This is a genomic window from Erwinia sp. E_sp_B01_1 (assembly GCF_036865545.1).
Lineage (GTDB): Bacteria > Pseudomonadota > Gammaproteobacteria > Enterobacterales > Enterobacteriaceae > Erwinia.
In genome coordinates this window covers 3,795,944-3,819,734 of record NZ_CP142208.1, presented here as the reverse complement: position 1 = coordinate 3,819,734, position 23,791 = coordinate 3,795,944, and the positions used below count along the sequence as shown (strand labels likewise).

The 23,791-nt window shown below is 52.3% G+C and carries 24 protein-coding genes; 22 read left to right on the top strand and 2 right to left on the bottom strand.

The window, feature by feature from the left end; all coding sequences use genetic code 11:
- Positions 1 to 7 precede the first annotated feature (7 nt).
- The 7 genes from ispD (at position 8) to rpoS (ending at position 5,933) form a co-directional block, all read left to right on the top strand.
- Complete coding sequence (gene ispD, locus VRC33_RS17865; protein WP_338564341.1) at positions 8 to 718, top strand: 2-C-methyl-D-erythritol 4-phosphate cytidylyltransferase; 711 nt, start codon at positions 8 to 10, stop codon at positions 716 to 718.
- Positions 718 to 1,197, top strand: a complete 480-nt coding sequence (gene ispF / locus VRC33_RS17860; RefSeq protein WP_013203542.1) for a 2-C-methyl-D-erythritol 2,4-cyclodiphosphate synthase — start codon at positions 718 to 720, stop codon at positions 1,195 to 1,197. Before ispD ends, ispF begins: the two co-directional genes overlap by 1 nt.
- Entirely contained in the window at positions 1,197 to 2,243 is a 1,047-nt protein-coding gene (truD, locus tag VRC33_RS17855) for a tRNA pseudouridine(13) synthase TruD (protein WP_338557742.1), read from the top strand. Before ispF ends, truD begins: the two co-directional genes overlap by 1 nt.
- Positions 2,224 to 2,985, top strand: a complete 762-nt coding sequence (surE, locus tag VRC33_RS17850; RefSeq protein ID WP_338564340.1) for a 5'/3'-nucleotidase SurE — start codon at positions 2,224 to 2,226, stop codon at positions 2,983 to 2,985. Before truD ends, surE begins: the two co-directional genes overlap by 20 nt.
- Positions 2,979 to 3,605: a protein-L-isoaspartate(D-aspartate) O-methyltransferase gene (locus tag VRC33_RS17845; protein ID WP_338557741.1), complete on the top strand. Its 627-nt coding sequence runs from the start codon at positions 2,979 to 2,981 to the stop codon at positions 3,603 to 3,605. The genes surE and VRC33_RS17845 overlap by 7 nt, the downstream gene beginning before the upstream one ends.
- 141 nt (positions 3,606 to 3,746) lie before the next feature.
- Positions 3,747 to 4,889 carry a murein hydrolase activator NlpD gene (gene nlpD / locus VRC33_RS17840; RefSeq protein ID WP_338557740.1) on the top strand — a complete coding sequence of 381 codons (1,143 nt, stop codon included), beginning with the start codon at positions 3,747 to 3,749 and terminating at the stop codon, positions 4,887 to 4,889.
- 51 nt (positions 4,890 to 4,940) lie between these two features.
- Complete coding sequence (gene rpoS, locus VRC33_RS17835) at positions 4,941 to 5,933, top strand: RNA polymerase sigma factor RpoS (RefSeq protein ID WP_338557738.1); 993 nt, start codon at positions 4,941 to 4,943, stop codon at positions 5,931 to 5,933.
- Positions 5,934 to 6,000: 67 nt separating this feature from the next.
- On the opposite strand, the gene VRC33_RS17830 is transcribed toward rpoS, so the two are convergent.
- Positions 6,001 to 7,323, bottom strand: coding sequence for a hypothetical protein (locus VRC33_RS17830; protein WP_338557737.1), 1,323 nt, complete (start codon positions 7,321 to 7,323; stop codon positions 6,001 to 6,003).
- A 185-nt stretch (positions 7,324 to 7,508) separates the two neighbouring features.
- On the bottom strand, positions 7,509 to 10,070 hold the full coding sequence (mutS, locus tag VRC33_RS17825; RefSeq protein ID WP_338564339.1) for a DNA mismatch repair protein MutS: 2,562 nt from the start codon (positions 10,068 to 10,070) through the stop codon (positions 7,509 to 7,511).
- 1,350 nt (positions 10,071 to 11,420) lie between these two features.
- Here mutS and VRC33_RS17820 point away from each other — a divergent pair.
- The 15 genes from VRC33_RS17820 (at position 11,421) to VRC33_RS17750 (ending at position 23,785) form a co-directional block, all read left to right on the top strand.
- A complete protein-coding gene (locus VRC33_RS17820; protein WP_338557736.1) occupies positions 11,421 to 13,181 on the top strand; it encodes a glycoside hydrolase family 18 protein in 1,761 nt (586 codons plus the stop codon).
- Positions 13,182 to 13,254: 73 nt separating this feature from the next.
- Entirely contained in the window at positions 13,255 to 13,749 is a 495-nt protein-coding gene (locus VRC33_RS17815; protein WP_338557735.1) for a type II secretion system protein N, read from the top strand.
- A 95-nt stretch (positions 13,750 to 13,844) separates the two neighbouring features.
- Positions 13,845 to 15,788 carry a type II secretion system secretin GspD gene (gspD, locus tag VRC33_RS17810; RefSeq protein ID WP_338564338.1) on the top strand — a complete coding sequence of 648 codons (1,944 nt, stop codon included), beginning with the start codon at positions 13,845 to 13,847 and terminating at the stop codon, positions 15,786 to 15,788.
- Positions 15,785 to 17,254, top strand: coding sequence for a type II secretion system ATPase GspE (gene gspE, locus VRC33_RS17805; protein WP_338557734.1), 1,470 nt, complete (start codon positions 15,785 to 15,787; stop codon positions 17,252 to 17,254). Before gspD ends, gspE begins: the two co-directional genes overlap by 4 nt.
- 3 nt (positions 17,255 to 17,257) lie before the next feature.
- On the top strand, positions 17,258 to 18,463 hold the full coding sequence (gspF, locus tag VRC33_RS17800; RefSeq protein WP_338576800.1) for a type II secretion system inner membrane protein GspF: 1,206 nt from the start codon (positions 17,258 to 17,260) through the stop codon (positions 18,461 to 18,463).
- Between the two features lie 20 nt (positions 18,464 to 18,483).
- A complete protein-coding gene (gene gspG / locus VRC33_RS17795; protein WP_338557733.1) occupies positions 18,484 to 18,912 on the top strand; it encodes a type II secretion system major pseudopilin GspG in 429 nt (142 codons plus the stop codon).
- Positions 18,905 to 19,471: a prepilin-type N-terminal cleavage/methylation domain-containing protein gene (locus VRC33_RS17790; RefSeq protein WP_338557732.1), complete on the top strand. Its 567-nt coding sequence runs from the start codon at positions 18,905 to 18,907 to the stop codon at positions 19,469 to 19,471. The genes gspG and VRC33_RS17790 overlap by 8 nt, the downstream gene beginning before the upstream one ends.
- On the top strand, positions 19,468 to 19,830 hold the full coding sequence (gspI, locus tag VRC33_RS17785) for a type II secretion system minor pseudopilin GspI (protein WP_338557731.1): 363 nt from the start codon (positions 19,468 to 19,470) through the stop codon (positions 19,828 to 19,830). Before VRC33_RS17790 ends, gspI begins: the two co-directional genes overlap by 4 nt.
- Positions 19,827 to 19,994, top strand: coding sequence for a prepilin-type N-terminal cleavage/methylation domain-containing protein (locus VRC33_RS17780; RefSeq protein WP_338557730.1), 168 nt, complete (start codon positions 19,827 to 19,829; stop codon positions 19,992 to 19,994). Before gspI ends, VRC33_RS17780 begins: the two co-directional genes overlap by 4 nt.
- Positions 19,995 to 19,996: 2 nt before the next feature.
- Positions 19,997 to 20,428: a type II secretion system protein GspJ gene (locus VRC33_RS17775; RefSeq protein ID WP_338557729.1), complete on the top strand. Its 432-nt coding sequence runs from the start codon at positions 19,997 to 19,999 to the stop codon at positions 20,426 to 20,428.
- A gap of 20 nt (positions 20,429 to 20,448) precedes the next feature.
- Positions 20,449 to 20,868 carry a hypothetical protein gene (locus VRC33_RS17770; RefSeq protein WP_338557728.1) on the top strand — a complete coding sequence of 140 codons (420 nt, stop codon included), beginning with the start codon at positions 20,449 to 20,451 and terminating at the stop codon, positions 20,866 to 20,868.
- A 61-nt stretch (positions 20,869 to 20,929) separates the two neighbouring features.
- Entirely contained in the window at positions 20,930 to 21,361 is a 432-nt protein-coding gene (locus tag VRC33_RS17765) for a type II secretion system protein GspK (RefSeq protein WP_338557725.1), read from the top strand.
- A 16-nt stretch (positions 21,362 to 21,377) separates the two neighbouring features.
- Positions 21,378 to 22,334 carry a type II secretion system protein GspL gene (gspL, locus tag VRC33_RS17760; RefSeq protein ID WP_338557723.1) on the top strand — a complete coding sequence of 319 codons (957 nt, stop codon included), beginning with the start codon at positions 21,378 to 21,380 and terminating at the stop codon, positions 22,332 to 22,334.
- A 192-nt stretch (positions 22,335 to 22,526) separates the two neighbouring features.
- A complete protein-coding gene (gene gspM, locus VRC33_RS17755; RefSeq protein WP_338557721.1) occupies positions 22,527 to 22,994 on the top strand; it encodes a type II secretion system protein GspM in 468 nt (155 codons plus the stop codon).
- Positions 22,994 to 23,785, top strand: coding sequence for a prepilin peptidase (locus VRC33_RS17750; RefSeq protein ID WP_338557720.1), 792 nt, complete (start codon positions 22,994 to 22,996; stop codon positions 23,783 to 23,785). Before gspM ends, VRC33_RS17750 begins: the two co-directional genes overlap by 1 nt.
- Positions 23,786 to 23,791: the final 6 nt, after the last annotated feature.

Sequence of the window (23,791 nt, the reverse complement as noted above, 5' to 3'; positions counted from 1 at the left end):
CATGAACATTGCACGGCCCTTTCCGGACGTCATTGCTGTCGTTCCTGCTGCCGGCATCGGCAGTCGGATGCAATCAGAGTGTCCAAAACAATATCTTTCCATAGGCGGTAAAACGCTGCTGGAGCATGCGCTCAACAGCTTGGTGGCGCACCCGGCGGTCAGCCGCATCATTGTCGCTATCAGCCCCGAAGACCCTTACTTTTCCACGCTTCCCATAGCCAGCGATCCCCGGATAATGGTGGTGAAGGGCGGGAAAGAGCGTGCAGATTCGGTGCTCGCCGGGCTTAAAGCCGTCTCCTCCGCCCGTTGGGTGCTGGTGCATGATGCGGCGCGCCCCTGTCTGCACATTGACGACCTCAGCCGTCTGTTAGCGATCGCCGCCACCAGCACGGTGGGCGGGATTCTGGCTGCGCCGGTGCGTGACACCATGAAGCGGGCAGAGCCAGGCAAACAGGCAATTGCACATACCGTCGATCGTGAAGCGTTGTGGCATGCCCTGACGCCCCAGTTGTTCCCGCTGGAATTATTGCGCAACTGTCTGGTACGGGCATTAAATGAAGGGGCCACCATCACCGACGAAGCTTCGGCGCTGGAGTACTGTGGTTTTCATCCTGAGCTTGTCATGGGCCGCAGCGACAATATCAAGGTAACCAGACCAGAAGATCTCGCACTGGCGGCATTTTACCTGACTCAATCATCTAATAAGGAGAGCGCATAATGCGTATCGGCCACGGTTTTGATGTTCACGCGTTTGGCGGCGAAGGCCCGCTGATTATTGGCGGCGTGCGGATCCCTTATGAAAAAGGATTACTGGCCCATTCCGATGGCGATGTGGCCCTGCATGCCCTGACCGATGCCCTGCTGGGCGCGGCGGCACTGGGCGATATCGGCAAACTCTTCCCGGACACGGATGCTGCTTATAAAGGGGCAGACAGCCGCGAACTGCTGCGGGAAGCCTGGCGTCAGATTCAGAAAAAAGGCTATCGCCTGGGAAATGTGGACGTCACTATTATTGCTCAGGCACCGAAAATGCTGCCGCATGTTCCGCAGATGCGCATCAACATCGCAGAAGATCTGGGCATTCATATGGATGACGTCAATGTCAAAGCGACCACTACCGAAAAGCTGGGCTTTACCGGGCGCGGTGAAGGTATTGCCTGTGAAGCCGTGGCGCTGATCTTTAAGGCGGACGCGTAATGGCAGTGGAAGAGCTGAGCTGGCTGCACGGTAAACCCACCGCTACTGGCGTGGTGAAAGCCAGCCCGGAAGATTTTGTGGTGATTGAAGACCTGGGTTACCGGCCGGATGGCGACGGTGAGCAGGTGCTGGTCCGGATCCGCAAAACGGGCTGCAATACCCGCTTTGTAGCCGAGGCGCTGGCAAAATTTGCCGGCATTCATCCGCGTGATGTCAGCTTTGCCGGCATGAAAGATCGCCATGCGGTAACCGAACAGTGGTTCTGCCTGCGCATTCCCGGCAAAGAGACGCCAGATTTATCTGCATTTGCGCTTGAAGGCTGCGAGGTACTGGAAAGTGCCCGCCATCGTCGTAAACTGCGTACTGGTGCTTTGCAGGGCAACGCCTTTACCCTGATTTTGCGGCAGATTTCCGATCGTGAAGCGGTTGAGCAACGGCTTCAGCAGATCGCCCTGTCTGGCGTACCCAATTATTTCGGCGAGCAGCGTTTTGGCCATGAAGGCAATAACCTGCTGATGGCCCGTCGCTGGGCAGCCAATGACATCCGCGTGAAAGAGCGTAACAAACGCAGCTTCCTGCTTTCGGCTGCCCGCAGCGCGATGTTTAATCAGGTGGCGAGTGACCGACTGGCGCAGAGTGGTCTGACTACAGTGATGGCCGGTGACGCTTTACAGCTCACCGGGCGCGGTAGCTGGTTTGTGGCTGAAGAGGCAGAGCTGGCGACGTTGCAGGCCCGTGTCGACAATGACGAGCTGCGAGTGACCGCACCGCTGCCCGGCAGCGGTGCCTGGGGAACTCAGGGCAGCGCGCTGGCTTTTGAACAACAAAGCCTGGCAGCCGAAGCAGAATTGATTACACTGCTTGAGCGTGAAAAAGTCGATGCGGCCCGTCGTGCGCTGCTGGTGAAACCGCGAGATCTGCGCTGGAACTGGTGGGATGACGCCACCGTAGAGCTGAATTTCTGGCTTCCGGCAGGCAGTTTTGCCACCACTCTGGTGCGCGAAGTTCTTCAACAAGAAGGTGATGATGCGAATATTGCTGAGTAACGATGACGGTATTCATGCGCCTGGCATTCAGACGCTGGCCACCGCGCTGCGTGAGTTTGCTGAAGTGCAGGTTGTTGCTCCCGATCGCAATCGCAGTGGGGCGTCAAATTCCCTGTCGCTGGAAACCCCATTACGTACCTTCACCTATCCCAATGGCGATATCGCTGTGCAGATGGGCACCCCGACCGACTGTGTCTATCTGGGCGTCAACGCATTGATGAAACCCAAGCCCGATATTGTGGTTTCCGGCATCAACGCCGGCCCCAACCTGGGTGATGACGTTATTTACTCGGGTACCGTAGCTGCCGCGATGGAGGGCCGCCATCTGGGGCTGCCAGCGCTGGCCGTTTCGCTGGATGGGCACAAACATTATGACACCGCTGCGGCAGTGACCTGCTCCCTGCTGCGCGCTTTGCTGCGTGAACCGCTGCGCACCGGACGTATCCTCAACGTTAACGTTCCGGATTTACCGCTGTCAGAAATCAAAGGCATTCGCGTCACCCGTTGCGGCAGTCGGCATCCCAGCGACCAGGCTATACCGCAGCAGGATCCGCGCGGCAATACGCTCTACTGGATTGGCCCGCCCGGCGACAAACTGGATGCCGGCCCGGATACCGACTTTGCCGCCGTGGACCAGGGCTACGTTTCTGTCACCGCGCTGCACGTCGACTTAACAGCCCATGCCGCGCAGGACGTGGTGGCGTCATGGCTCACAAGCGTTGAGGTCAGTAGCGAATGGTGATCCGCCGCATTGATACGCTTCTGGCGCAGTTGCGCCAGCAGGGCATTGACGATGAACGGTTGCTGAAAGCGATTGAAGATGTGCCGCGCGAGCGGTTTGTGGATGAAGCGTTCGAACATAAAGCCTGGGAAAATACGGCGTTGCCTATCGGCTCCGGCCAGACCATCTCCCAGCCTTATATTGTGGCGAAAATGACCTCGCTGCTTGAGCTGACGCCAGCTTCACGCGTATTAGAGATTGGCACAGGATCGGGCTATCAGACCGCCATCCTGGCCCATCTGGTAGAGCATGTTTACTCGGTTGAGCGGATTAAAGGGCTGCAATGGCAGGCCAAGCGTCGACTGAAACAGCTTGATTTGCATAATGTTTCGACGCGTCACGGCGATGGCTGGCAGGGCTGGCCTTCACGTGGCCCGTTTGATGCGATCATCGTCACCGCCGCACCGCCTGAAATTCCTGTAGAGCTGATGTCTCAGCTTGATGAAGGCGGGATTCTGGTGTTACCGGTGGGTGAGGAGCATCAGGAATTAAAACGTATCCGCCGTAAGGGTGGGGAGTTTGTGGTTGAGATTGTAGAGCCAGTGCGTTTTGTTCCGCTGGTCAAAGGCGATTTAGCCTGAGACGTTAGTATTTACACACATCTGTAAATGGCACCGGAGTAACGATATTGTTACTATTCCGGTGAATCAATGATTTAGTCTTGCTGGAAAGCCAGGGGCATCCCGGCACCAGACACAGTTTTGCCGTCACGGGGGATATAAATGAGCACAGGAAGCCCAGTATTTAAGTTGCGCCGGATTGCGGCCGTTTCACTTGTCAGTTTTTGGTTAGCTGGCTGTTCCAGCGATAATACACAGGCTCCTATCAGCTCCGTTGGCGGCGGTGGCGGTGGTAACAACTCTGGCATGCTCAGTGGTGGTCAGGTCAGCAGCAACGCCGGGAATGCCAATAGCGGTAACGGCGGCTACGTCTCGCCTCCTTCGTCTATCTCTGCAAATTCCCAGAATGTGGTGAGCGCGCCGCAGAACATTAGTACGACAAGTAACACGGCTGACAGCAACGTGGTAACCGAGAATGGCCATATCGTCTACAACCGTTCGTATGGGAATATTCCTAAAGGTAGCTACAGCGGTGAAACGTATACCGTTAAAAGAGGCGATACGCTGTTCTATATTGCCTGGATTACGGGCAATGATTTCCGTGATTTAGCCCAACGAAATAACGTTGCTGCACCTTACGGCCTCAATGTGGGCCAGCAGTTGCAGGTTAGTAACTCCTCCGGTGGCACCTTAACGGGTGGCAATGCGATCACCGCTGCAGATGCCAGTGCAGGGGGCGTTCCGGCTCAACCTGCTGCTACACAAATCAAAGGCGGAGCGGTTGCACAGCAGCCGGTTATTACGTATTCTGAGGATTCAGGTAAACCAAGTGAAGGCAAAATGTTGCCATCATCCGGTACTAATACCGTTGCAACGACAACGGCACCGGTTACTGCTCCGACCGTCAGCAGCACAACAAACAGCGCTACCCCTGTGGGAAACTGGCGCTGGCCAACTGACGGTAAGATTATCGATAACTTCTCTGCTTCCGAAGGGGGCAATAAAGGCGTCGATATCGCGGGATCGCGAGGACAACCCGTCATTTCAACCGCTTCCGGGCGTGTTGTGTATGCAGGGAATGCACTCCGCGGTTACGGTAACTTGATTATCATCAAACATAATGATGACTACCTGAGTGCATATGCCCATAACGATACGATGCTGGTCCGCGAGCAACAAGAAGTTAAAGCGGGGCAGAAGATAGCTACCATGGGTAGTACCGGCACAAGTTCGGTTAGATTGCATTTTGAAATTCGTTACAAGGGGAAATCCGTAAACCCGCTGCGTTATTTACCGCAGCGATAAATCCGGCAGAACCTTGGTGTTCTGCCCTGGGATCACGGGTAGGAGCCGCTAATGAGCCAGAATACGCTGAAAGTTAATGAGTTACATGAAGACGCGGAATTCGACGAAAACGGAGCTGAAGTTTTTGATGAGAAGGCTCTCGTCGGAAATGAACCTGCTGATAACGAAATAGCTGAAGATGAGCTGTTGTCACAAGGCGCTACGCAACGAGTTTTGGACGCGACGCAGCTCTACCTGGGAGAGATTGGTTATTCTCCCCTGTTAACGGCAGAGGAAGAGGTCTTCTTCGCTCGTCGTGCCCTGCGTGGTGATGTTCCATCCCGTCGCCGCATGATTGAAAGTAACTTACGCCTGGTAGTAAAGATTGCCCGCCGTTACAGCAATCGTGGTCTGGCTTTGCTGGATCTGATTGAGGAAGGTAACCTTGGGTTAATCCGCGCGGTAGAGAAATTTGACCCTGAAAGAGGGTTCCGCTTCTCTACTTACGCTACCTGGTGGATTCGTCAAACGATTGAACGGGCTATCATGAACCAAACCCGTACCATCCGTTTGCCAATCCACATTGTTAAAGAGCTGAACGTTTATCTGCGTACGGCACGTGAACTGACCCACAAGTTAGATCATGAGCCAAGTGCAGAAGAAATTGCCGAGCAGCTTGATAAACCCGTTGAAGATGTCAGCCGTATGCTGCGCCTCAACGAACGCATTACGTCAGTTGATACGCCACTAGGCGGTGATTCTGAGAAAGCGCTGCTGGATATCCTGGCCGACGAAAAAGATAACGGTCCGGAAGATACTACCCAGGACGATGACATGAAGCAGAGCATCGTCAAATGGCTGTTCGAACTGAACGCCAAACAGCGTGAAGTGCTGGCGCGTCGTTTCGGCCTGTTAGGCTATGAAGCGGCCACGTTAGAAGATGTGGGTCGCGAAATTGGTCTGACCCGTGAACGTGTTCGCCAGATTCAGGTTGAAGGTCTTCGTCGTCTGCGTGAAATTCTGCAGACACAGGGACTGAATATTGAAGCCTTGTTTCGCGAGTAACTCAGGCACTTAAGATGTGAATGCGAAAAGCGGTGGTGAAAACCACCGCTTTTTTATTGCCTGTCGATCAGACGATGTCCTTGATTTTGTCTTTGGTATCAGACTTCACATCCTGCATGGCATAGGTATCCATCGCTGCGCCTTTATAGGCACTCAGCAGCATCTGGACTGGGTTAAGCCTTCCTTTGCCTAGTCCCTCCACCACGCCTTTTATCGCATCCACAGCCGTTTTAACGCCGCCTTCTATCCCGCCTTTGATCACATCCCACGGATTGGTGCTTTCAGATTTGCCCATGCCCATCAGCACGTTGCTCAGCCCTGGAATAAAGGCCAGAGCACGGCCCACTTTCAGGCAGATCCCCTGAAAGCCGCTTTTGTTGGTCCCGTTCATATTGACCATTTCATCGTTGGTCTGAGTCAGCTTACCGTCTTTCGGGAACATCTTATCCAGCCCCTGTTCCGCAACATCTTTGACGATGGCGGCTTCCGTGCCGTGACGGGCATCACCGCTTTTAGTCAGCCCTTCGATTTTGCCGTTGGTTGAGATATCGCCACGATCGCCCCCTTCGCGGTTATCCAGTGCTTTGACGTTATTAAGGAAGTACGACATGTTTTTTGCCGCCAGCGCGCGGCTCTTTTCGTCAGGGTTGTTGGAGGTCCAGTCACCGAACTGCTTCTTCAGATCTTCCTGTTTGATATCCTTCTGATTGCCCAGGTTTTTCAACACCGGATTGTCATTGATAATCTGATCCGCTGAGCGGTTGTCACCGTCCATACTTTTGAACAGGGTATCGCTGGAAGGGGCAACGCTGGTGTCTTTCTCATCTTTTGGCATCGCCGGGCCGGTGGATGCCGCATCACCTGTAGTGGGGGCTCCCGCGGCACCGGAAGTAGCCTGACTACCCAGTGAGCCAAGCAACTCTTTAAGCTGCGACATAACATTACTAAGCTGGGCATCAGTTGAGCTGTTGCCGGATGAAGAGGATTGCTGGCTCTGCTGGCTCTGTTTAAGCAGCTTAGTAATGCTGTCGAGCAGCATCTGCAACTGCGACATCTGTGAGCTGGATGAGGAGGTAGAGGTTCCCTGATTTCCGGTAGAGGTGGAAGAGGACTGTTGCGCCAGTTGTTCCTTTAATTTTGATAATTCAGCCTGACCCTGTTTGATCAGCGAGTCGATAGTAGCTTTATAATCACTGCTGAGGGAAGAGGTGGACATTTTTTCACTGGTAGTGCCTGCCGCGCCGCCATACTGCAAGGGAGTGGATTTGCCCGCCAGAGCACTGGCATCGCCACTTTTCCCCGCCTGGCTGATATTGAAGCGGGAGGTAAGCTGCGCGGAATTCTTCACCGCTTCGTTTACCATCCCTCCGGGATTGACTCTCATATTCATGATTTTCTCCACTGTACCGGGTTAACAGACATGGATAAAACGGCCGGATGCTGTGCTTAATCGGGCGACAGCATGACCTGAATGAACGCTTTATCTCAGTCATTACGTGGCTGAACGGTGGGGATAGTTCCATTGATGGCCGGAGGGGAGGGGCTGGCCTGCTGTGAAAGCAGGCCAGACTGGCATCAGAGCATGGTTTTCAGACGATAAATCCACTCCAGCGCCTGACGAGGCGAGAGCGAGTCTGCGTCCAGCGCCTCAAGGGCTTCCACCGCTGGGGACGTTTCTTCCACTAACAGCGGAAGCTGCGGGCCATCGGCTGTGGTATTGGCTGCGCTGCCTGACAGCGTTTCCAGCTCCCTGAGTTTTTGGCGCGCGCGCTTAATCACATCTTTAGGCACGCCAGCCAGGGCAGCCACGGCGAGACCGTAACTTTTGCTTGCGGCACCTTCCTGAACGCTGTGCATAAAGGCGATGGTGTCGCCGTGTTCAATGGCGTCCAGATGAACATTAGCCACGCCTTCCATTTTCTCGGGTAGCGTTGTCAGCTCAAAGTAGTGTGTGGCAAACAGCGTCATGGCTTTGATGCGGCTTGCCAGGCTTTCTGCGCAGGCCCAGGCCAGTGAAAGCCCGTCATAGGTTGAGGTGCCACGTCCAATTTCATCCATCAGCACCAGGCTTTGTTCCGTGGCATTGTGCAGGATATTGGCCGTTTCGGTCATCTCGACCATAAAGGTCGATCGGCCAGAGGCCAGATCGTCCGCAGCCCCTACGCGGGTAAAGATGCGGTCTACCGGACCGATGATGGCCTGTTCAGCCGGGACGTAACTGCCAATATAAGCCAGCAGGGTAATCAATGCCGCCTGACGCATATAGGTACTTTTACCGCCCATGTTCGGGCCAGTGATCACCAGCATGCGGCGCTGCGGAGAGAGTGCAAGAGGGTTGGCAATAAAAGGCTCTTTAAGCACCTGCTCAACGACCGGATGGCGGGCACCGGTCAGTTTAATGCCCGGCTTGTCGGTCAGCATCGGGCAGTTATAGTTCAGCGTCCAGGCGCGTTCCGCAAGGTTAACCAATACGTCCAGTTCAGCCAGCGCAGCGGCGCTGAGCTGTAACGCCTCAAGATGAGGCAGTAACAGATCGAATAACTGCTCGTAAAGCGACTTCTCCAGCGCCAGCGCTTTCCCTTTCGAGGTCAGCACTTTGTCTTCGTACTCTTTCAGTTCGGGAATAATGTAACGCTCGACGTTTTTCAGCGTCTGACGACGGACATAGTTGATAGGGACGCGATGACTTTGCCCACGGCTGACCTGAATGTAATAACCATGAACGGCGTTGAACCCCACCTTCAGCGTATCCAGCCCCAGATTCTCGCGCTCGCGTATTTCCAGTCGGTCCAGATAATCCGTAGCGCCGTCCGCCAGCGCACGCCACTCGTCCAGCTCTGCGTGGTAACCCGGGGCGATCACGCCGCCATCTCGTACCAGCACCGGCGGTGACTCGATAATGGCTTTCTCCAGCAGCTCGCGCAGCTCGTCAAACTGCCCCATATTTTTGCGCAGGGTCTGAAGGTGCGGCGTGTCGACATCCGCCAGCAGCGCATCAAGCTCAGGCAGTTGCTGGAAGGCATGTCGCATACGGGCCAGATCGCGGGGACGGGCGGTTCTCAATGCCAGACGGGCAAGAATACGTTCAAGATCGCCGACCTGACGAAGCAGAGGGGAGACCTCAGCGGTGAAATCCTGCAGCACGCCAATAGATTGCTGGCGGTTTTCCAGAGTTTTAATTTCACGCACCGGCATGTGCAGCCAGCGCTTAAGCATACGGCTGCCCATCGGAGTCACGGTTTTATCCAGTACCGAGGCCAGCGTGTTTTCAATGCCTCCCGCCAGGTTTTGTGTGATCTCAAGGTTACGGCGGGTGGCCGCATCCATGATGATGCCATCCTGCTGGCGCTCCATAGTCAGCGAGCGTATGTGAGGCAGAGAAGTGCGCTGGGTGTCCTTAACATATTGCAGCAGGCAGCCGGCGGCACGCAGTGCATGGTGAGCCTGGTCTACGCCAAATCCACTGAGATCGCGGGTGCCAAACTGCATGTTGAGCTGCTGGCGGGCGGTTTCAACCTCAAACTCCCACAGAGGGCGACGGCGAAGGCCACGCCGGTTTTCAATCAGCGACATCGCTGAGAAATCTTCGGAATAGAGGAGTTCAGCAGGATTGGAACGGGTCAGCTCGGCGGCCATGGTCTCCAGGTCTGTCGGCTCAGCCAGACGGAAGCGGCCGGAGCTGATATCCAGCGTGGCAAATCCGAAGCCACGCGGCCCCTGCCAGGCAGCAGCCAGCAGGTTATCCTGGCGCTCATTCAGCAGGGCTTCATCACTGATGGTGCCCGGTGTGACAATACGGACCACTTTACGCTCGACCGGTCCTTTGCTCAGCGCCGGATCGCCAATCTGTTCGCAGATAGCGACAGATTCACCGAGGCTGACCAGCTTAGCCAGGTAGTTTTCTACCGCATGATAAGGCACGCCAGCCATTGGGATAGGTTCACCGGCGGAAGCGCCACGTTTGGTCAGTGAAATTTCCAGCAGCTGCGAGGCACGTTTCGCATCGTCATAGAACAACTCATAGAAATCCCCCATCCGGTAGAACAGCAGAATTTCCGGATGATCTGCCTTCAGGCGAAGGTACTGCTGCATCATCGGGGTGTGGCCTGATAGGTCCCTGTCAATTGACTGATTCATATTGATTTTACTCATTTTTTAATTCTTTCAAGTGCTTATGTGGCCCGAAGTGAAACCCCTTTAAACCCACATTAACCGATAAATTTGTCGCTCATTTGTAGTCAGGAACGTGGCAGGTTGCCCTCTAAACACTAACGGACTCCAAATGGGGTGTTACTTTGAAAACAACTCTCATGGAGTCTTTTATTATCAATAAGTTAACTATCAATGTTTAGCCAGAACTCAGGCGTTCTGGAAAAGTTGTTTTCGAACCTCACCCACAGCAGAAACCCTGGGTTGTTTTTAACCATCACCGCGATTCACGAGTTGGCTTCAGTGTGAAGGCAGTTTGACGAAAAAAACCTCTCTGATCCAGCGAAGAGTAGCTTTGTCAGATCCTAATGTCAGCAGGGTAAGAAGCCAAGCCTGTGCTGAAAGTAAAAGTTAGAAATGTGTCGGGTTTTCCAGATATCGATGAAGCAAGCAAAGGCACCCGACAGTTAATTCAGATGACGATCGCAACAAAGAGAAATCCCCCCAGGATAAAAAATTTTAGAGGAAAATGCTGTTGAGAAAGCGAAACTAACTCGTTTTTTATAAGGGGAAAGTAAAGGTATTTATAAATAAGCTAACTCCTTTTTTTGATAAATAATATTTTAATGACAGCTTTCTCTTTATAAGCTGTTAATAATATCATGATTTAATCATTTTGATGTAATTTTACCATCAGATGAAAACTGTTAGATCTTTAAAGAACGAACCATATAATGATGATTTGGTATCTGAATGTCTGAGAATCGCAAAGGTTTCAGACGTTAGCGACAGGCAAAGTAAAAACAATTAGCAAGGTAATCATCCTGAGATGTCACTTTTATGCAAAATAAAATTAACTGTAATGAAAGCAGCCAGACCAGGCTTCCTCGATGAATTGATTAAAAATAAAGCTAAAGCGGGTCATTAAAGTTAATTTTCCCTCTTAATTAAGCGCGGATTAATTGTAAGGGAAGTTGTTTTGGCTACTATAACTGCCTGTCCGGTAAGAGAGTAGTAGAGTTATTTATTAGGGTGTTGTGTTAATTTTCACTCATAACCAAAATCGCCAGATTATTTTACATAATTTATCATAAAAAATTAACTAACGAATTGTAAAACATAACTATCGCTTCTCATAATAATTGTGACGCTAATAATTTACGCCGAAAGAGAATCTTCAGGATGTTTATAAATAGGTGGGATCTCTTTCTAAGAAGTCCGTGCGGTGATTTTCTGACGTCAGTCACCGCATGCCTGCCAAAGCCAGACGCATTCATCAAACAGGATGATTAAGCTACTGGTTTTTGAAACGTTATAAAATGTAAAGGGAGTCTTACATTGAAAAAATCATTTTTAGCCTTACTGGTCGGTTCGGCATTATTCACGCAGCCCATTCTGGCTGCTGATACCCCTGCCGCCAACCAAACGGTCAGCTATCTGACCTCCTGGGGTTTAACTGACGGTGATGCCGCAGTTATACAAAATTCTAAAATAGATACTTTCCTGCTGGCTTTTGCGAAATGGGATGCCAATGGCGTTATTGAAACCTCAGATGGCATTGCCACAGTGCCCGACTATGACCCCTGGTGGATGCCAACATCTTATATCACCTGGACTCAGGCCAAACATGCCAACCCTAAAAAGAAAATGATGTTAGCTTTTGGCGGGCAAAGTTATGAGGAGATGTGGTCACACATTGATACGCCTGAAAAACGCGAGAAAGTGGCACAGAATTTAGTCAAACTGCTGGATATACCTTTCCCCGTTTATAAGAAGAATTTAAAGCCCTATGAAAAAATTGGCGAATGCCTGAACTATAACTGGAACCATACCGTCTGTGATATGACCACTTATCAACAGGCCGGGATTGTTTTCCTTGATGGGATCGATTTCGACTTTGAAAAAGGCGCGCGTCTGACGGAAAAAGAGAGTGACGATCTCCTTAAGCTGGTTACCCGTATCCGTGAACTTACAGCCCATGAAAAAGTTGAATATTATAAGTTAAGTCTGACCACCTATCACGTCGGGGCCGATCCAAAAGAATGTTCTGACAATACCGTGTTCGAAGGCTGTTCCTTCACGGAGAGTAAGCGTTCGGAACACAATGGTGAAGTCACCGAACTGCTGAAAAAAGGGAAAAATCTTTTTGATTCCTTTAACGTCATGACCTATGACGCAGGCCCGAATTTTAAATATCAGACTGCAATGGCCAATTATGCTAAAGCAGTAGGGGATGCCTCAAAAGTTTTGCTGGGTAATACCATTAACTCGCAATGGGGGCCGGATGCCAACTTTGTTGAAACATGGAGGAATAACATCAGCAGAAGTGAGTGGCAGGCTCAGAAGGGGTATGGTGGCCTCTTTGTCTGGACTGTAGGGGCAAATTCTGAGCAAAAGAGTGTGGCTGAACAAGTTACCTATATTGAGCAGATGCGTGAAGCGGCCCAGCGTGCCGCTGAGGGCGGGGCGATCATCAGCAGCCTCTCCGTTACTCCCGGTACGGTAATGGTCAATATTCCAGATGAAGTCTTTAAAAGTGAAAATCGCATTATTGTTAAAAAGAACGGTAACTACCTGGGCGAAATTTATGCCGGCAAAAGTTACTATTCGGCTAAAACCACTAATGCTGCGGAAGCTGCTGCAGGGGATGTTGCAATCAGTTTCACCACTGACCTCAAAGCAAGGGATGTGATAACCGTTGACCTCCATAAGGGGCAACCGGGAAACACGATAGTAATGAATACCCTTCGTAACCTGGCCAAATTGACAGTCACTGAGAAGATGATAAAAGTGCCGGATATCAATCTGAACAGTGTGAAAGTCACTGCAGAAGGCGTGACGGTCACGCTGCCTGAATCCGTGTATAAAGGGAAAAACCGCATCATTATCAGGAAGAATGATACCTATATTGGTGAATCCTATAACGGTGTGCATTACTACTCTTATAATGTGAACACTACCGCCGGACAAAAAGCCTTTATGATGAAAACGCCAGTGAAGAGTGGCGACAAAATTGAGGTCAGTCTGGTTAGTGGTGCACCTGGTACCAGTTACGGTAATCAGCTTAAGCAACTTTATCTGAAGAAAGCCGCATTTTAATCAGTTAGTTTGATCTGGCAGGAGGCCTCATCGCAGACCTCCTGCTATTTTATTGCCGGGATGAAAGTTATTGATGTTACAGGGAGGTCAATTGAATAAGCGTAACTTTAATATTGTGTTCTGTTTGTTGATCTCTTTAGTGGTAACGCTGACAGGAGCGATCTTTTTTCGCCCTTTCAGCACCCTTATAAAGGATCAACCAGAAAGTCATATGTCAAAGGCGCAAAAGGCCGTGGCGACAGGTCACTCTGTTAACCTGAGTGAACTCAGGGTAATCAAAGAGGCAACAATAAAAGTCCCCAGCCCGTGGAAAGTTGGCGCAGAAGTCCCCGCAGAGCAGATTCTGATTCAGGCTCCGGAAAGTCATTCAGCCGATCGGCTGATGGGGACATTAAGTGGGGAAGGGTGTAAAAACGCGATTGCCGTGGTCATGGTGGATAATCAGCAGCAGAGTTATCGTTGTGGTGATTACATTGAGCAAAACAAGATAAAAATAGTTAAGATTTTTCGCGATGTGGTCGTTATTAATAACAGTGGCTATTACGAAACCTTGCATATTAAAGAATAGCTAATATTTCACCTGACCCGGATGGGGCAGGTGAATCAGGGAAATGAACTCAGGATGAGGGCGTGTAGTTGAACTTTTGTGTTGGTTTATTAAAGATAAAATACCCTTTCAGAGTGCTGACGCTCGTGTCAACGCTGACCTTTTCACTGTTTTCACCAGCCGTTTCCGCGGAAGGCCTTTCAGCGAACTTTAAAAATACCGACATCCAGGAGTTTATTGATACCGTAAGTAAAAACCTCGATAAAACAATCATTCTCGATCCTTCGGTAACGGGCGCCATTAGCGTCCGGAGCTATGAAGAGATGGATAACGAGCAGTACTACCAGTTTTTTCTCAGCGTTCTGAATGTTTATGGTTATGCGGTGATGACGACGCCGGGTGGCGCACTCAAAGTGATCCCCGAACATAATGCCAAATCCGCCGGGATGCATCTGGCCACCGGTAATGACGTTCCCGACGGTGATGAGATCATTGTCAGAATTACTCCCCTGCATAATGTTTCAGGTCGTGAGCTGGCCCCCTTGTTACGCCAACTCAACAACGCGGCTGAAGGCAGTATTATTCACTACGATCCCGCCAACGTTATCCTGATGACCGGCCGCGCTGCCGTTGTTAATCAACTGGTCGCGCTTATCGAAAATGTGGACGCCCAGGCGGATTTTCAGGTTGAAACCCTCCATCTTAACAATGCTTCCGCTGCTGAAGTGGCTAACCTGGCTTCATCGTTACAGGGCAATAATTCTGGCGGTGGGAATACTCAGGGTGGGCGAATTTATGCAACTGCGGTGGCAGATGAAAGAACCAACTCGATCCTGGTCACCGGCGACGATCAGTCCAGAGCCAGAATGATCAAAACGCTGAAAAAGCTGGATCAGCAACGAGGCGCATCTCAATCAGGTAACACCCGCGTTATCTATCTTGAATATGCTAAAGCAAAGAACCTGTTAAATGTTCTCACCGGGATTACCAGCAGCAAACCGGTAACGCCCAATGAAAACTCTCCCGTGGTTATCAATTCGGTGGCCAGTAGCGAGCTGACAATCAAAGCTGATGAAGAGACTAACGCACTGATTATCACCGGTCCCCAGCACCTTTTAAAAGATATGGAGTCCGTTATCGCCAAACTGGATATCCGGCGGGCACAGGTTCTGGTGGAAGCGGTGATTGTTGAAGTTTCAGATGCTGAAGGGCTGAACTTTGGTATTCAGTGGATGAATACGCACGGCGGTGGGACTAATTTCGCGGCTACCGGCAGCTCAGTGACCACCATTCCCGGCAAGGGAATGGTCAACGCCCTCTCGGGGATGTCAGGACTGGCAGCCGGTTTTTATCGCGGAAACTGGGCCGGATTGCTTTCGGCTCTGCAAACCAACAGCCAGAATAATATCCTGGCCACCCCCAGTATTGTGACGCTGGATAATATTGAAGCGGAATTCACCGTCGGCCAGGAAGTGCCGGTGCTCACCGGCTCTCAGACCACCTCCGGCGATAATGTTTACAACACCGTTGAAAGGAAGAGCGTCGGGATTAAGTTAAAAGTGACGCCCCAAATTAACAAGGGTGACTCTGTGATGCTGAATATCGAACAGGAGGTTTCCAGCGTTTCTGAAACCGGGATCAGCAGCGACCTGGGCCCGACATTTGATACCCGTGTAGTGCGAAATGCGGTGCTGGTGGGGACGGGCAATACCGTTGTGGTGGGCGGTTTACTGGATACCAGTAACAACAATTCAAATAATAAAGTCCCGGTTTTGGGCAATATTCCCATTTTGAAATATCTGTTTGGCGCGACGACTAAAAAGGTCTCCAAACGTAATCTGATGCTGTTTATTCGCCCGACCATTATCCGTGAGCAAGGGGAATACAGCCGCATAAGTCAGCAATCCCGCAGTAAATTCAATCAGCAGGATTTGAAGTCGGTAGCCGACCAAAAAATTCAGCAGTCGGTTGATGAAGAAACGGGGCTGATGGGCGACGGAGCAGGGCTTGAGCAGATCCTGGCAAATATCGACGACTTTTATGCCGGACGGCCACAATGAGTGCCGGGCTGTTTCCCTTTGCTCAGGTACAAAGATCCGGGGTTTTTTACTCACCTGAAAACGGAGGCTGGCTCTTTTTTCGCCAGCAGGCCAGCGCCCGGGCGATAGAAGAAGCGGTAAGAATCGCGCCATCCTGTTCACTGCAACGGTTAACGGATGAAGAATTTACCCGGCGGATTATTGAGGCCTATCAGCAGGATGCTTCACAGACACGGCAGATGATTGAAAATCTCGGCAATGATGTGGATTTCTTCCAGCTTGCTGAATCCCTGCCGGAGGATGAAGATCTGCTCGACTGTGATGATGGTGCCCCGGTGATTCGCTTTATCAATGCCATGCTGGGTGAAGCGATTAAAGAGGGGGCCTCAGATATTCACGTTGAGCCTGGTGAACGTAAGTTGACGATCCGTTTTCGGGTCGATGGTGTTTTACGGCCTGTCCTGACGCCTCCCCGCCAGCTAACTGCGGTGCTGATCTCAAGGATCAAGGTTATGGCCAGACTGGACATTGCCGAGAAACGCCTGCCGCAGGACGGACGTATCGCCTTGCGTATCGGGGGGCGTTCCGTCGATGTCCGTGTTTCCACTTTGCCTTCACGGCATGGCGAACGGCTGGTGCTGCGAGTCCTGGATAAAAATGCCGTTCAGCTTGAACTGGCTCAGCTTGGCATGGACGCGCCGAAGCGCGAAAGCATGGCTGACTTACTTAAGAGCCCCCACGGCATACTCCTGGTCACTGGCCCTACCGGGTCGGGAAAAAGCACCACGCTCTATGCCGCATTAAGCCAGATTAACTCCCAGGATCGCAACATTATGACCGTTGAAGATCCGATCGAATATGAGCTCGAAGGGATCGGGCAGACTCAGGTGAATACTAAAGTGGATATGACCTTTGCCCGCGGGTTAAGGGCCATTTTACGGCAGGATCCTGACGTAGTGATGATTGGCGAAATCCGCGATACCGAAACAGCCAAAATTGCCGTACAGGCTTCCCTGACCGGACATCTGGTGTTATCCACGCTGCACACCAACACCGCCATTGGGGCTATTGGCCGACTGCGGGATATGGGCGTGGAGTCTTTTCTGCTGGCCAGTTCACTCTCCGGGATTCTGGCACAGCGTCTGGTCAGAACATTATGCCCCCACTGCCGGCAGCCGGTTGACCTTACCCCTGAACAGATCCATCAGTTGGGGTTCCCCTGCCATACAGACGGGCTCGTGCGGGTTTATCAGCCGGCAGGCTGTGAAGCCTGTAATCAGGGAGGGTATCGGGGACGAACGGGCATTCACGAGCTGGTGCTGATCGATACCAAACTCCGGCAGGCCATTGCGCAGGAAAAAAGTGAGGATTGCCTCGAAGTGCTTCTTCGTGATTCAACATCCCCGATCCGGCACGACGGCTGGCAGAAGGTGCTGGCCGGGATCACTTCGCTGGAAGAAGTGAGCCGCGTTACGAGGCTGGATTAAGCGATGAAATACCGCTATGTCGCTGTAGATCATCAGGGGAAAAAAACGCGGGGCTACCTTGAGGGCCAGTCGCAACGCGCGGCGCGTCAGGCGTTGCAGGAACGCAATCTGGTGGTGACGGCGATAAAAGAGGTGCGCGAGCCTCGCCCCCGACCCTTCTGTACCAGGGGAGCCGCCTTGCGGGGAAGCGATTTAGTCCTGATCACCCGACAGCTGGCTACTCTGCTGGGAGCCTCATTGCCGCTGGAAGATGCTTTACTGGCGCTTTCACAACAGTGTGAAAAGCCCTCCCACAGCAGGATCGTTCAGCAGCTCCGCCAGCATGTGCTGGAAGGACTCTCCTTTTACGAGGCGCTGAAATTTCAGCCAAAGACCTTCAGCGCCTTTTTCTGCGCGCTGGTGGCAGCGGGGGAGTCGTCAGGAAAACTCCCGCTGGTGCTGGCGCGCCTCGCGGATCACGCGGAACAAAGCCAGAAAATCAAAAGCAAATTAACTCAGGCGCTGATCTATCCGCTGATGCTGACCCTGGTCGCTATGGGGGTTATCGCCATTTTGCTGACCTCGGTGGTGCCCAAAGTCATTGAGCAATTCGTTTATCTGCAGTCTGAATTACCTCTGACCACCCGTATTTTGATGTGCATAAGTGAAGGTGTGCAGGCAGGAGGCGGCTGGTTCCTGGCGATTGCTGCAACGCTTGGGCTGGTGGCTAAACACCTGCTCAAAGATCCTGAATACCGCGAGCGCTGGGATCGTGCCTCTCTGCGTATTCCGCTAATGGGAAAAATTGCGCTGAGTCTGAATATGGCCCGCTATGCCAAAACGCTCAGCATACTCAGCGCCAGTGCGGTGCCCCTGCTTGAGGCGATGCAGATCAGCGCCAGCGTGGTCGGCAACCGTTATGCCAGCAGGCAGTTACAACAGGCAGAAGCGCGCGTGCGGGAGGGATCGGATTTATCAGGCTCGCTTTCACAGACGGGCCTGCTGTCGCCCATGATGCGGCATATGATCGCTTCAGGTGAGAGCAGCGGCGAACTGGATGCGATGCTGGGGCATGCGGCCGATATTCAGGAGCAGGCATTACTGACGCAGATAACCACTCTGGTCAGTCTGTTAACTCCGCTGCTGGTTATCACTATGGCAGGGATGGTTTTTTTTATCGTACTGTCGATTTTGCAACCAATAATGCAGTTAAACAGTTTAATGGGATAGTTTTTTCAAAGGATGAAGAGATGCAGCAGAGAAAGCAAAATCAGAGAGGCTTCACGCTTCTTGAAATAATGATCGTCGTAGTGATTTTAGGCGTGCTGGCCAGCCTGATGCTTCCCAGCTTAATGGGGAATAAGGACAAAGCCGACAGGCAAAAAGCGCTCAGCGACATTGTCACGCTGGAAAATGCCCTGGAGATGTACCGGCTGGACAATAATATCTATCCCTCCACTGCGCAGGGCTTGAAGGCGTTGGTGAAAAAACCTGAGATTGCCCCCATTCCGCGGAATTACCGCGATGACGGCTATGTTCGTCGCCTGCCTAAAGATCCCTGGGGAAATCCTTACCAACTCAAAAGCCCGGGACAGCACGGCACGCTGGATATTTACTCTTTTGGGCCTGGGGGCGTTGAAGGTGAGGATAACATCGCCAACTGGCAGCTGGATGAGTAACAGCCCTGTAGCGATGGACCGCAGGGGCAAAGGCTTCACGCTACTGGAGCTGATGCTGGTGATGCTGCTGCTCGCCGGCGTCGCCTCCCTGGTCATGCTCACCCGTCCGGGCCTGAATCCTCACCGTACGGGGGACAAGCTGGCGCTGGAATTGCGATCGATATCCCAGCGCGCCGTGCTGGAAGGGCGGGTGTATGCCGCAGTGGTTTACAGCAACGGCCTGCGGATGGTGGAGCTGGCCCGGAACGCGCCGCAGGGCGTGCAGAGCGAAATATGGCCAGGCTATGCGTGGCACCAGGTCAGCTATCTGAAGCGCAGGCTGTTCTTTACTCTGCCAGAGGAAATAAGCCTGCGGCTTAGCGTGGAAAACAATGCGCTGATGCTGAATCCGGTGGAGGCCAGTCGTGGTGAGGAGCCTCAGCTTATTTTTCTTCCCGGCGGGGAAAAGAGTGATTTCACCCTTGGCCTATTTTATCGCGGGGAGAAAAGCGGTGCGGTTATTTACCGGCACGGAAAAACTGAATTTGTCCCGGCGGGAAAAGGAGATAAGTCACCATGAACTCGCGTGGGATGACCCTGCTTGAAACGATGATCGCAATGGTGATTCTGGCGGTGGCAGGCATCGCTTTACTGAACAGCGGCACAGAAAAACTCCGTAACCTTAGCCGACTGGAAGAGCAACAGTTCGCAGCATGGATGGCGGAGAATCTTGCTGTGCAAATCAGAATGGGATCGCTGCAATCAAAGGGATCAGCACAGGAAAAAATCAGTGAGGCTGGAAACCGACAGTTTTCTCTGCGCTGGCAGAGTTATGCCACCAGCTATGAAGGCATTCAGCGGGTGCAGATTGACGTTTCGCCGGTGGAAAAGCGGCAAACAATCCTCTTCTCACTGAATTTTTTGCAGGTTTCTTTATGAGCAATCAACAGCATAAAGGATTCACCCTGCTTGAAATGATGGTGGCGCTGATGGTCTTTTCGTTGATTGCGATCGCCGGCATTGAGCTGATTCAGGGGGGCTGCGGGGGAAAGAGCAACTGCAGGAAAAGGCGGAAGCCTTCACTGCATTACAACGGGCAGTAGCATTGCTGGATCAGGATTTCGGCCAGGCCATAGCCCGCAGGCGGGCAGGTGAGAACCGCAATCCGCCGGCAGAATTCAGCAGTGGCCCACAGAGGGGGAGCAACAGCTTTATCACGCTGTTACGGGCAAACAAAATTAATCCGGGAGGTTATCTTGCCCGTTCCTCGCTGGAGTGGGTTGCCTGGCAGGTGAAAAACAACAAATTACTGCGTACAACTTCCGCTTTTGAACGCCAGGTGGGGACAGCACAGCCTTTCAGCGAGGAGATCATCTTTGAACCTGTCAGCGAATTTAATCTGAGATTCGGCAGTAACAGGGAATGGCATACCGGCTGGTCTTCTGCGGATACTTTGCCTGAAGCGGTGGAAATCACCCTGGTCACGCCACAGTACGGCAGGCTGCAACGCATTATTCCGATCGCGGGGGAGAGGTGAAAACAAGGAAACAGCAGGGGATGGCACTCTTAATGGTGCTGCTGATGATAGCGACCCTGGCCACGATAGTCGTGGCCACCCAGGAGCAGTGGTTCCACGTTTTCAGCCGCAGCCGCACCCTGCAACAGCAATTAAAGGACAAATGGCTGCTGCTGAGTGCGGAATCCGTCATGGTGCACCATTATTCCGCGCTGCTTTCTGCCCCGGTGATGGCTCCTTCACTGGCAGGAAGACAGCCCGATTTACAGTCTGATGGCCACACATTCACCGTTGTGATCCGGGATCTGCAGGCCTGTTTTAATCTCAATTCGCTGTTTTATCTTGCTGAGAAAAAAGAAGCGCGAGAAAAAGAGAGGAGGGGGAGGCGCAGGATGCCGACCAGCCCCCCGGCCTTTTCCGGAACAGATCTTCCTGCGTTTACTGATCGCTACCGGCAGTGATGAAACCGTAGCGGAGCAAATTCTCAGTGAGATCAAAGAGAGTGCGCAAATCAGCGGGCGAATGTTTGCCGATATCAGCGAGCTACGGGCAATGAAATCCCTTAATCGTCAGCAGTGGCAGGCTTTAGCCGGTCAGCTTTGCGCGCTGCCCGATACCCGCCTGCGGATCAACGTCAACGGCCTTCAGCCTTCTCAGGCACTGCTGCTTTCCGCCCTGCTTAACCTTCCACTGAGCGCTGAGGAAGTGAAAAACCTGCTGGATACCCGGCCAAAGGCGGGATGGGCGACGCTGGAAGCGCTGAAAAAAGGTCAGTCACCCCAGGGGGTAGGCGCTCAGATGGTAAAAGCACAAGCGTATCTCGCTCTGAACACCGAATTCTTTGAAATAAAAATTGAGCGCCACGGCAGGCAACTTTACCCACTACGCAGTTGGGTACGCCGTTCTGAAGAGAAATTTAACGTCTTCCGACGTCAGTTCGGCATGAGTGATTAAAGGAGAGAATTCCAAATTGAGTAAAACAAACCTTAAGGGAAGTCTTGTTTTAAGGGCGGCCCATGAGAAAGGTGTGGCCTTCTCATGGGCTTATCGTTCCCGTTCCGGCCACTATTCACAGGGCCGGATGGGCACAGACACGTTGCCGCTGGCGACGGAGCATTGCCAGATCACTTTTCTTATTCCGGCAAGCCGCGTGCTGTTCGCGCGGATAGTGCCAGCCACCAGATTAAAAAAGCCCTCTGCTCACACCTTACTCTGGCAGATTGAAGGGGAGTTATTCACCGAGGTGGAGTCCCTTCATGCCGTTATCCTGTCCCAGGATGAAGAGGGATACAGCGTTGCTGCGGTGGATAAATCACTGCTGGCTGACTGGCTGCAGCAGCTACAGGCGGCGGGAATAATGCCTGATGCTGTTCACCCTGATGTGATGGCCATTCCCTGCCGGACAGCGGTAAAGTTTGAGCATGAATGGCTGGTCAGACACCGCACTGGCGCGGGTTTTTGTGCCCGCGAAGAGAACCTGGAAGTGATATGGCAGGCCGTTGCCAGCGGGGAATCGGTGCACTGTTGCAGCGCTCCGGTGCCGGACATTGCAGGCTGGCAGGCGGCGCCTGAAAAACCTGTGATGGCTCTTCTGCTGGACAATCCGCCCCAGTCACCCTCTTTTCTGAGCGGAAGCTTTCAACCCAGAGTGGTGGTCACGGGCTTATTAGGGTTTAAAGCCCTGGTGATGACTTCACTGGTCTCCCTGCTGCTGCTCACCGGTTTGCCATTTTTTCAAGGCTATTATCAGCAGTTACAGGCGCAAAATTTAACGGCCATCAGCCGTCAGCTGATTCGTGAATATCTTCTTGATATCCCTGATGATGCGCCCCCCAGCGCTGGCTGCAGGAGAGGCTTTCCGGCACATTTCCCGCTTCATCATCCCGCGGGCTATCCGCCATTCTGGAAGAGAGTCATGCCTTTCTGAAGGGGATTCAGCAGGGCAATATTACCCGTTTCAACTGGGATGGAAATCGGCAGCAATTATCACTGATTATTGAAAATGCCCCTGAGAATCTGAGGATGCTTGCTGATGAATATGCTACGGAAAGTCTGATCATTACTGCAGAGCAGGGTGACGAAATAAACACCGTACAGGTGGTTATCACAAGGAGGGAAAATGAATAATAAACCCGTCAGAGTCTGGTGGCACTCACGTAATAAGCGGGAAAAAGCGCTGTTAATTATGCTGGTTATCATCCTTCTGGCGTTGACAGGAAAATGGGGGGTATTTGAACCTCTGGTTAACTATCAAATGCAAAGCCAGCAGAAACTGTTTAAAGCAGAACGGGAGTTGCGTTGGGTGGAGAGCCGTCGTCCGGATCTTGAGGCGACGGGTTTCAGGCAGAGCAAAAAAGAAGGTTCGCTGATTCAGCGCATTCAGACCCAACTTCCGGAGCCGCTCTCAATCATTGCCAGTCAGGATCTCGGGGCGGGACGGCTGGCACTGACAACGGGCGAACAATCTTTATATCCGCTGATCGCCTGGCTGGTGGGGCTGGAAACTCAGCAGAACATTTTGGTTGAGAAAGTGGTGTTTAATCCGGAAGAGAAAAATATTCAGATCTTGCTGCGGGAAACAGACTAATGGAAGACTGGTGGTATTTCCCGGTGAATACTTTCGCCCTGAGTTATCTACTGGTCGCTTTTTTGGGTGCCAGTATCGGCAGTTTTCTCACGGTTCTCATTCACCGTGTGCCGCTGATGGTTATCAATGATAATCATCATCAGTACAATCTTTTCCTGCCCCATTCGCAGTGTCCGGAATGTCATACATCCCTGCGCTGGTATCATAACGTCCCCGTTATCAGCTGGCTGGCGCTGCGAGGGAGGTGTCATTTTTGCCAGGCTGAAATCAGCTGCCGCTATCCGCTTACTGAAACCCTGTTTATGCTGTTGGCGGTAGTGATGGCATATTTTAATGCAGATTTATTCACCCTCTGCTTCTCGCTGTTTTTCTGTGGGATGCTGTTTGCGCTTACGCTGATTGACCTGCGTTATATGCTGCTGCCAGATATGCTGACTCTGTCCCTGCTCTGGGGCGGCCTGCTGTTTCATGCCCTTGCCGGAGAAGGAGAGCAGGGCCTGAAAGAGGCCCTCTATGGCGCGATGGCGGGTTACCTTTCTCTGTGGGTGCTTTACTGGGTTTTTTATGGCCTTACGGGGCGGGAGGGGCTGGGCGGCGGAGATTTAAAACTGCTGGCGGCACTGGGTGCCTGGTCCGGATGGTCTCAACTACCCGCTATTTTACTGCTGTCCGCCAGCCTTGGCATTCTGGGAACCCTGGCAGTCAGGCTGATCGGGAAAAAATCGCTCAGTGATGAGCTGCCATTTGGCCCCTGTCTGGCAGTGGCGGGTCTGATCTTCCATTTTGTCTGACTGCCG

What these genes read in the sequence shown, in the direction of transcription:
- gspI (WP_338557731.1), top strand. Translation starts at nt 19,468, where the DNA reads ATGAACTCGCGTGGGATGACCCTGCTTGAAACGATGATCGCAATGGTG.
- nlpD (WP_338557740.1), top strand. Translation starts at nt 3,747, where the DNA reads ATGAGCACAGGAAGCCCAGTATTTAAGTTGCGCCGGATTGCGGCCGTT.
- VRC33_RS17815 (WP_338557735.1), top strand. Translation starts at nt 13,255, where the DNA reads ATGTTACAGGGAGGTCAATTGAATAAGCGTAACTTTAATATTGTGTTC.
- VRC33_RS17830 (WP_338557737.1), bottom strand. Translation starts at nt 7,323, where the DNA reads ATGAATATGAGAGTCAATCCCGGAGGGATGGTAAACGAAGCGGTGAAG.
- VRC33_RS17770 (WP_338557728.1), top strand. Translation starts at nt 20,449, where the DNA reads ATGGCACTCTTAATGGTGCTGCTGATGATAGCGACCCTGGCCACGATA.
- gspF (WP_338576800.1), top strand. Translation starts at nt 17,258, where the DNA reads ATGAAATACCGCTATGTCGCTGTAGATCATCAGGGGAAAAAAACGCGG.
- VRC33_RS17750 (WP_338557720.1), top strand. Translation starts at nt 22,994, where the DNA reads ATGGAAGACTGGTGGTATTTCCCGGTGAATACTTTCGCCCTGAGTTAT.
- surE (WP_338564340.1), top strand. Translation starts at nt 2,224, where the DNA reads ATGCGAATATTGCTGAGTAACGATGACGGTATTCATGCGCCTGGCATT.
- gspG (WP_338557733.1), top strand. Translation starts at nt 18,484, where the DNA reads ATGCAGCAGAGAAAGCAAAATCAGAGAGGCTTCACGCTTCTTGAAATA.
- ispF (WP_013203542.1), top strand. Translation starts at nt 718, where the DNA reads ATGCGTATCGGCCACGGTTTTGATGTTCACGCGTTTGGCGGCGAAGGC.
- VRC33_RS17790 (WP_338557732.1), top strand. Translation starts at nt 18,905, where the DNA reads ATGAGTAACAGCCCTGTAGCGATGGACCGCAGGGGCAAAGGCTTCACG.
- VRC33_RS17765 (WP_338557725.1), top strand. Translation starts at nt 20,930, where the DNA reads ATGTTTGCCGATATCAGCGAGCTACGGGCAATGAAATCCCTTAATCGT.
- gspE (WP_338557734.1), top strand. Translation starts at nt 15,785, where the DNA reads ATGAGTGCCGGGCTGTTTCCCTTTGCTCAGGTACAAAGATCCGGGGTT.
- gspM (WP_338557721.1), top strand. Translation starts at nt 22,527, where the DNA reads ATGAATAATAAACCCGTCAGAGTCTGGTGGCACTCACGTAATAAGCGG.
- VRC33_RS17845 (WP_338557741.1), top strand. Translation starts at nt 2,979, where the DNA reads ATGGTGATCCGCCGCATTGATACGCTTCTGGCGCAGTTGCGCCAGCAG.
- rpoS (WP_338557738.1), top strand. Translation starts at nt 4,941, where the DNA reads ATGAGCCAGAATACGCTGAAAGTTAATGAGTTACATGAAGACGCGGAA.
- VRC33_RS17780 (WP_338557730.1), top strand. Translation starts at nt 19,827, where the DNA reads ATGAGCAATCAACAGCATAAAGGATTCACCCTGCTTGAAATGATGGTG.
- mutS (WP_338564339.1), bottom strand. Translation starts at nt 10,070, where the DNA reads ATGAATCAGTCAATTGACAGGGACCTATCAGGCCACACCCCGATGATG.
- truD (WP_338557742.1), top strand. Translation starts at nt 1,197, where the DNA reads ATGGCAGTGGAAGAGCTGAGCTGGCTGCACGGTAAACCCACCGCTACT.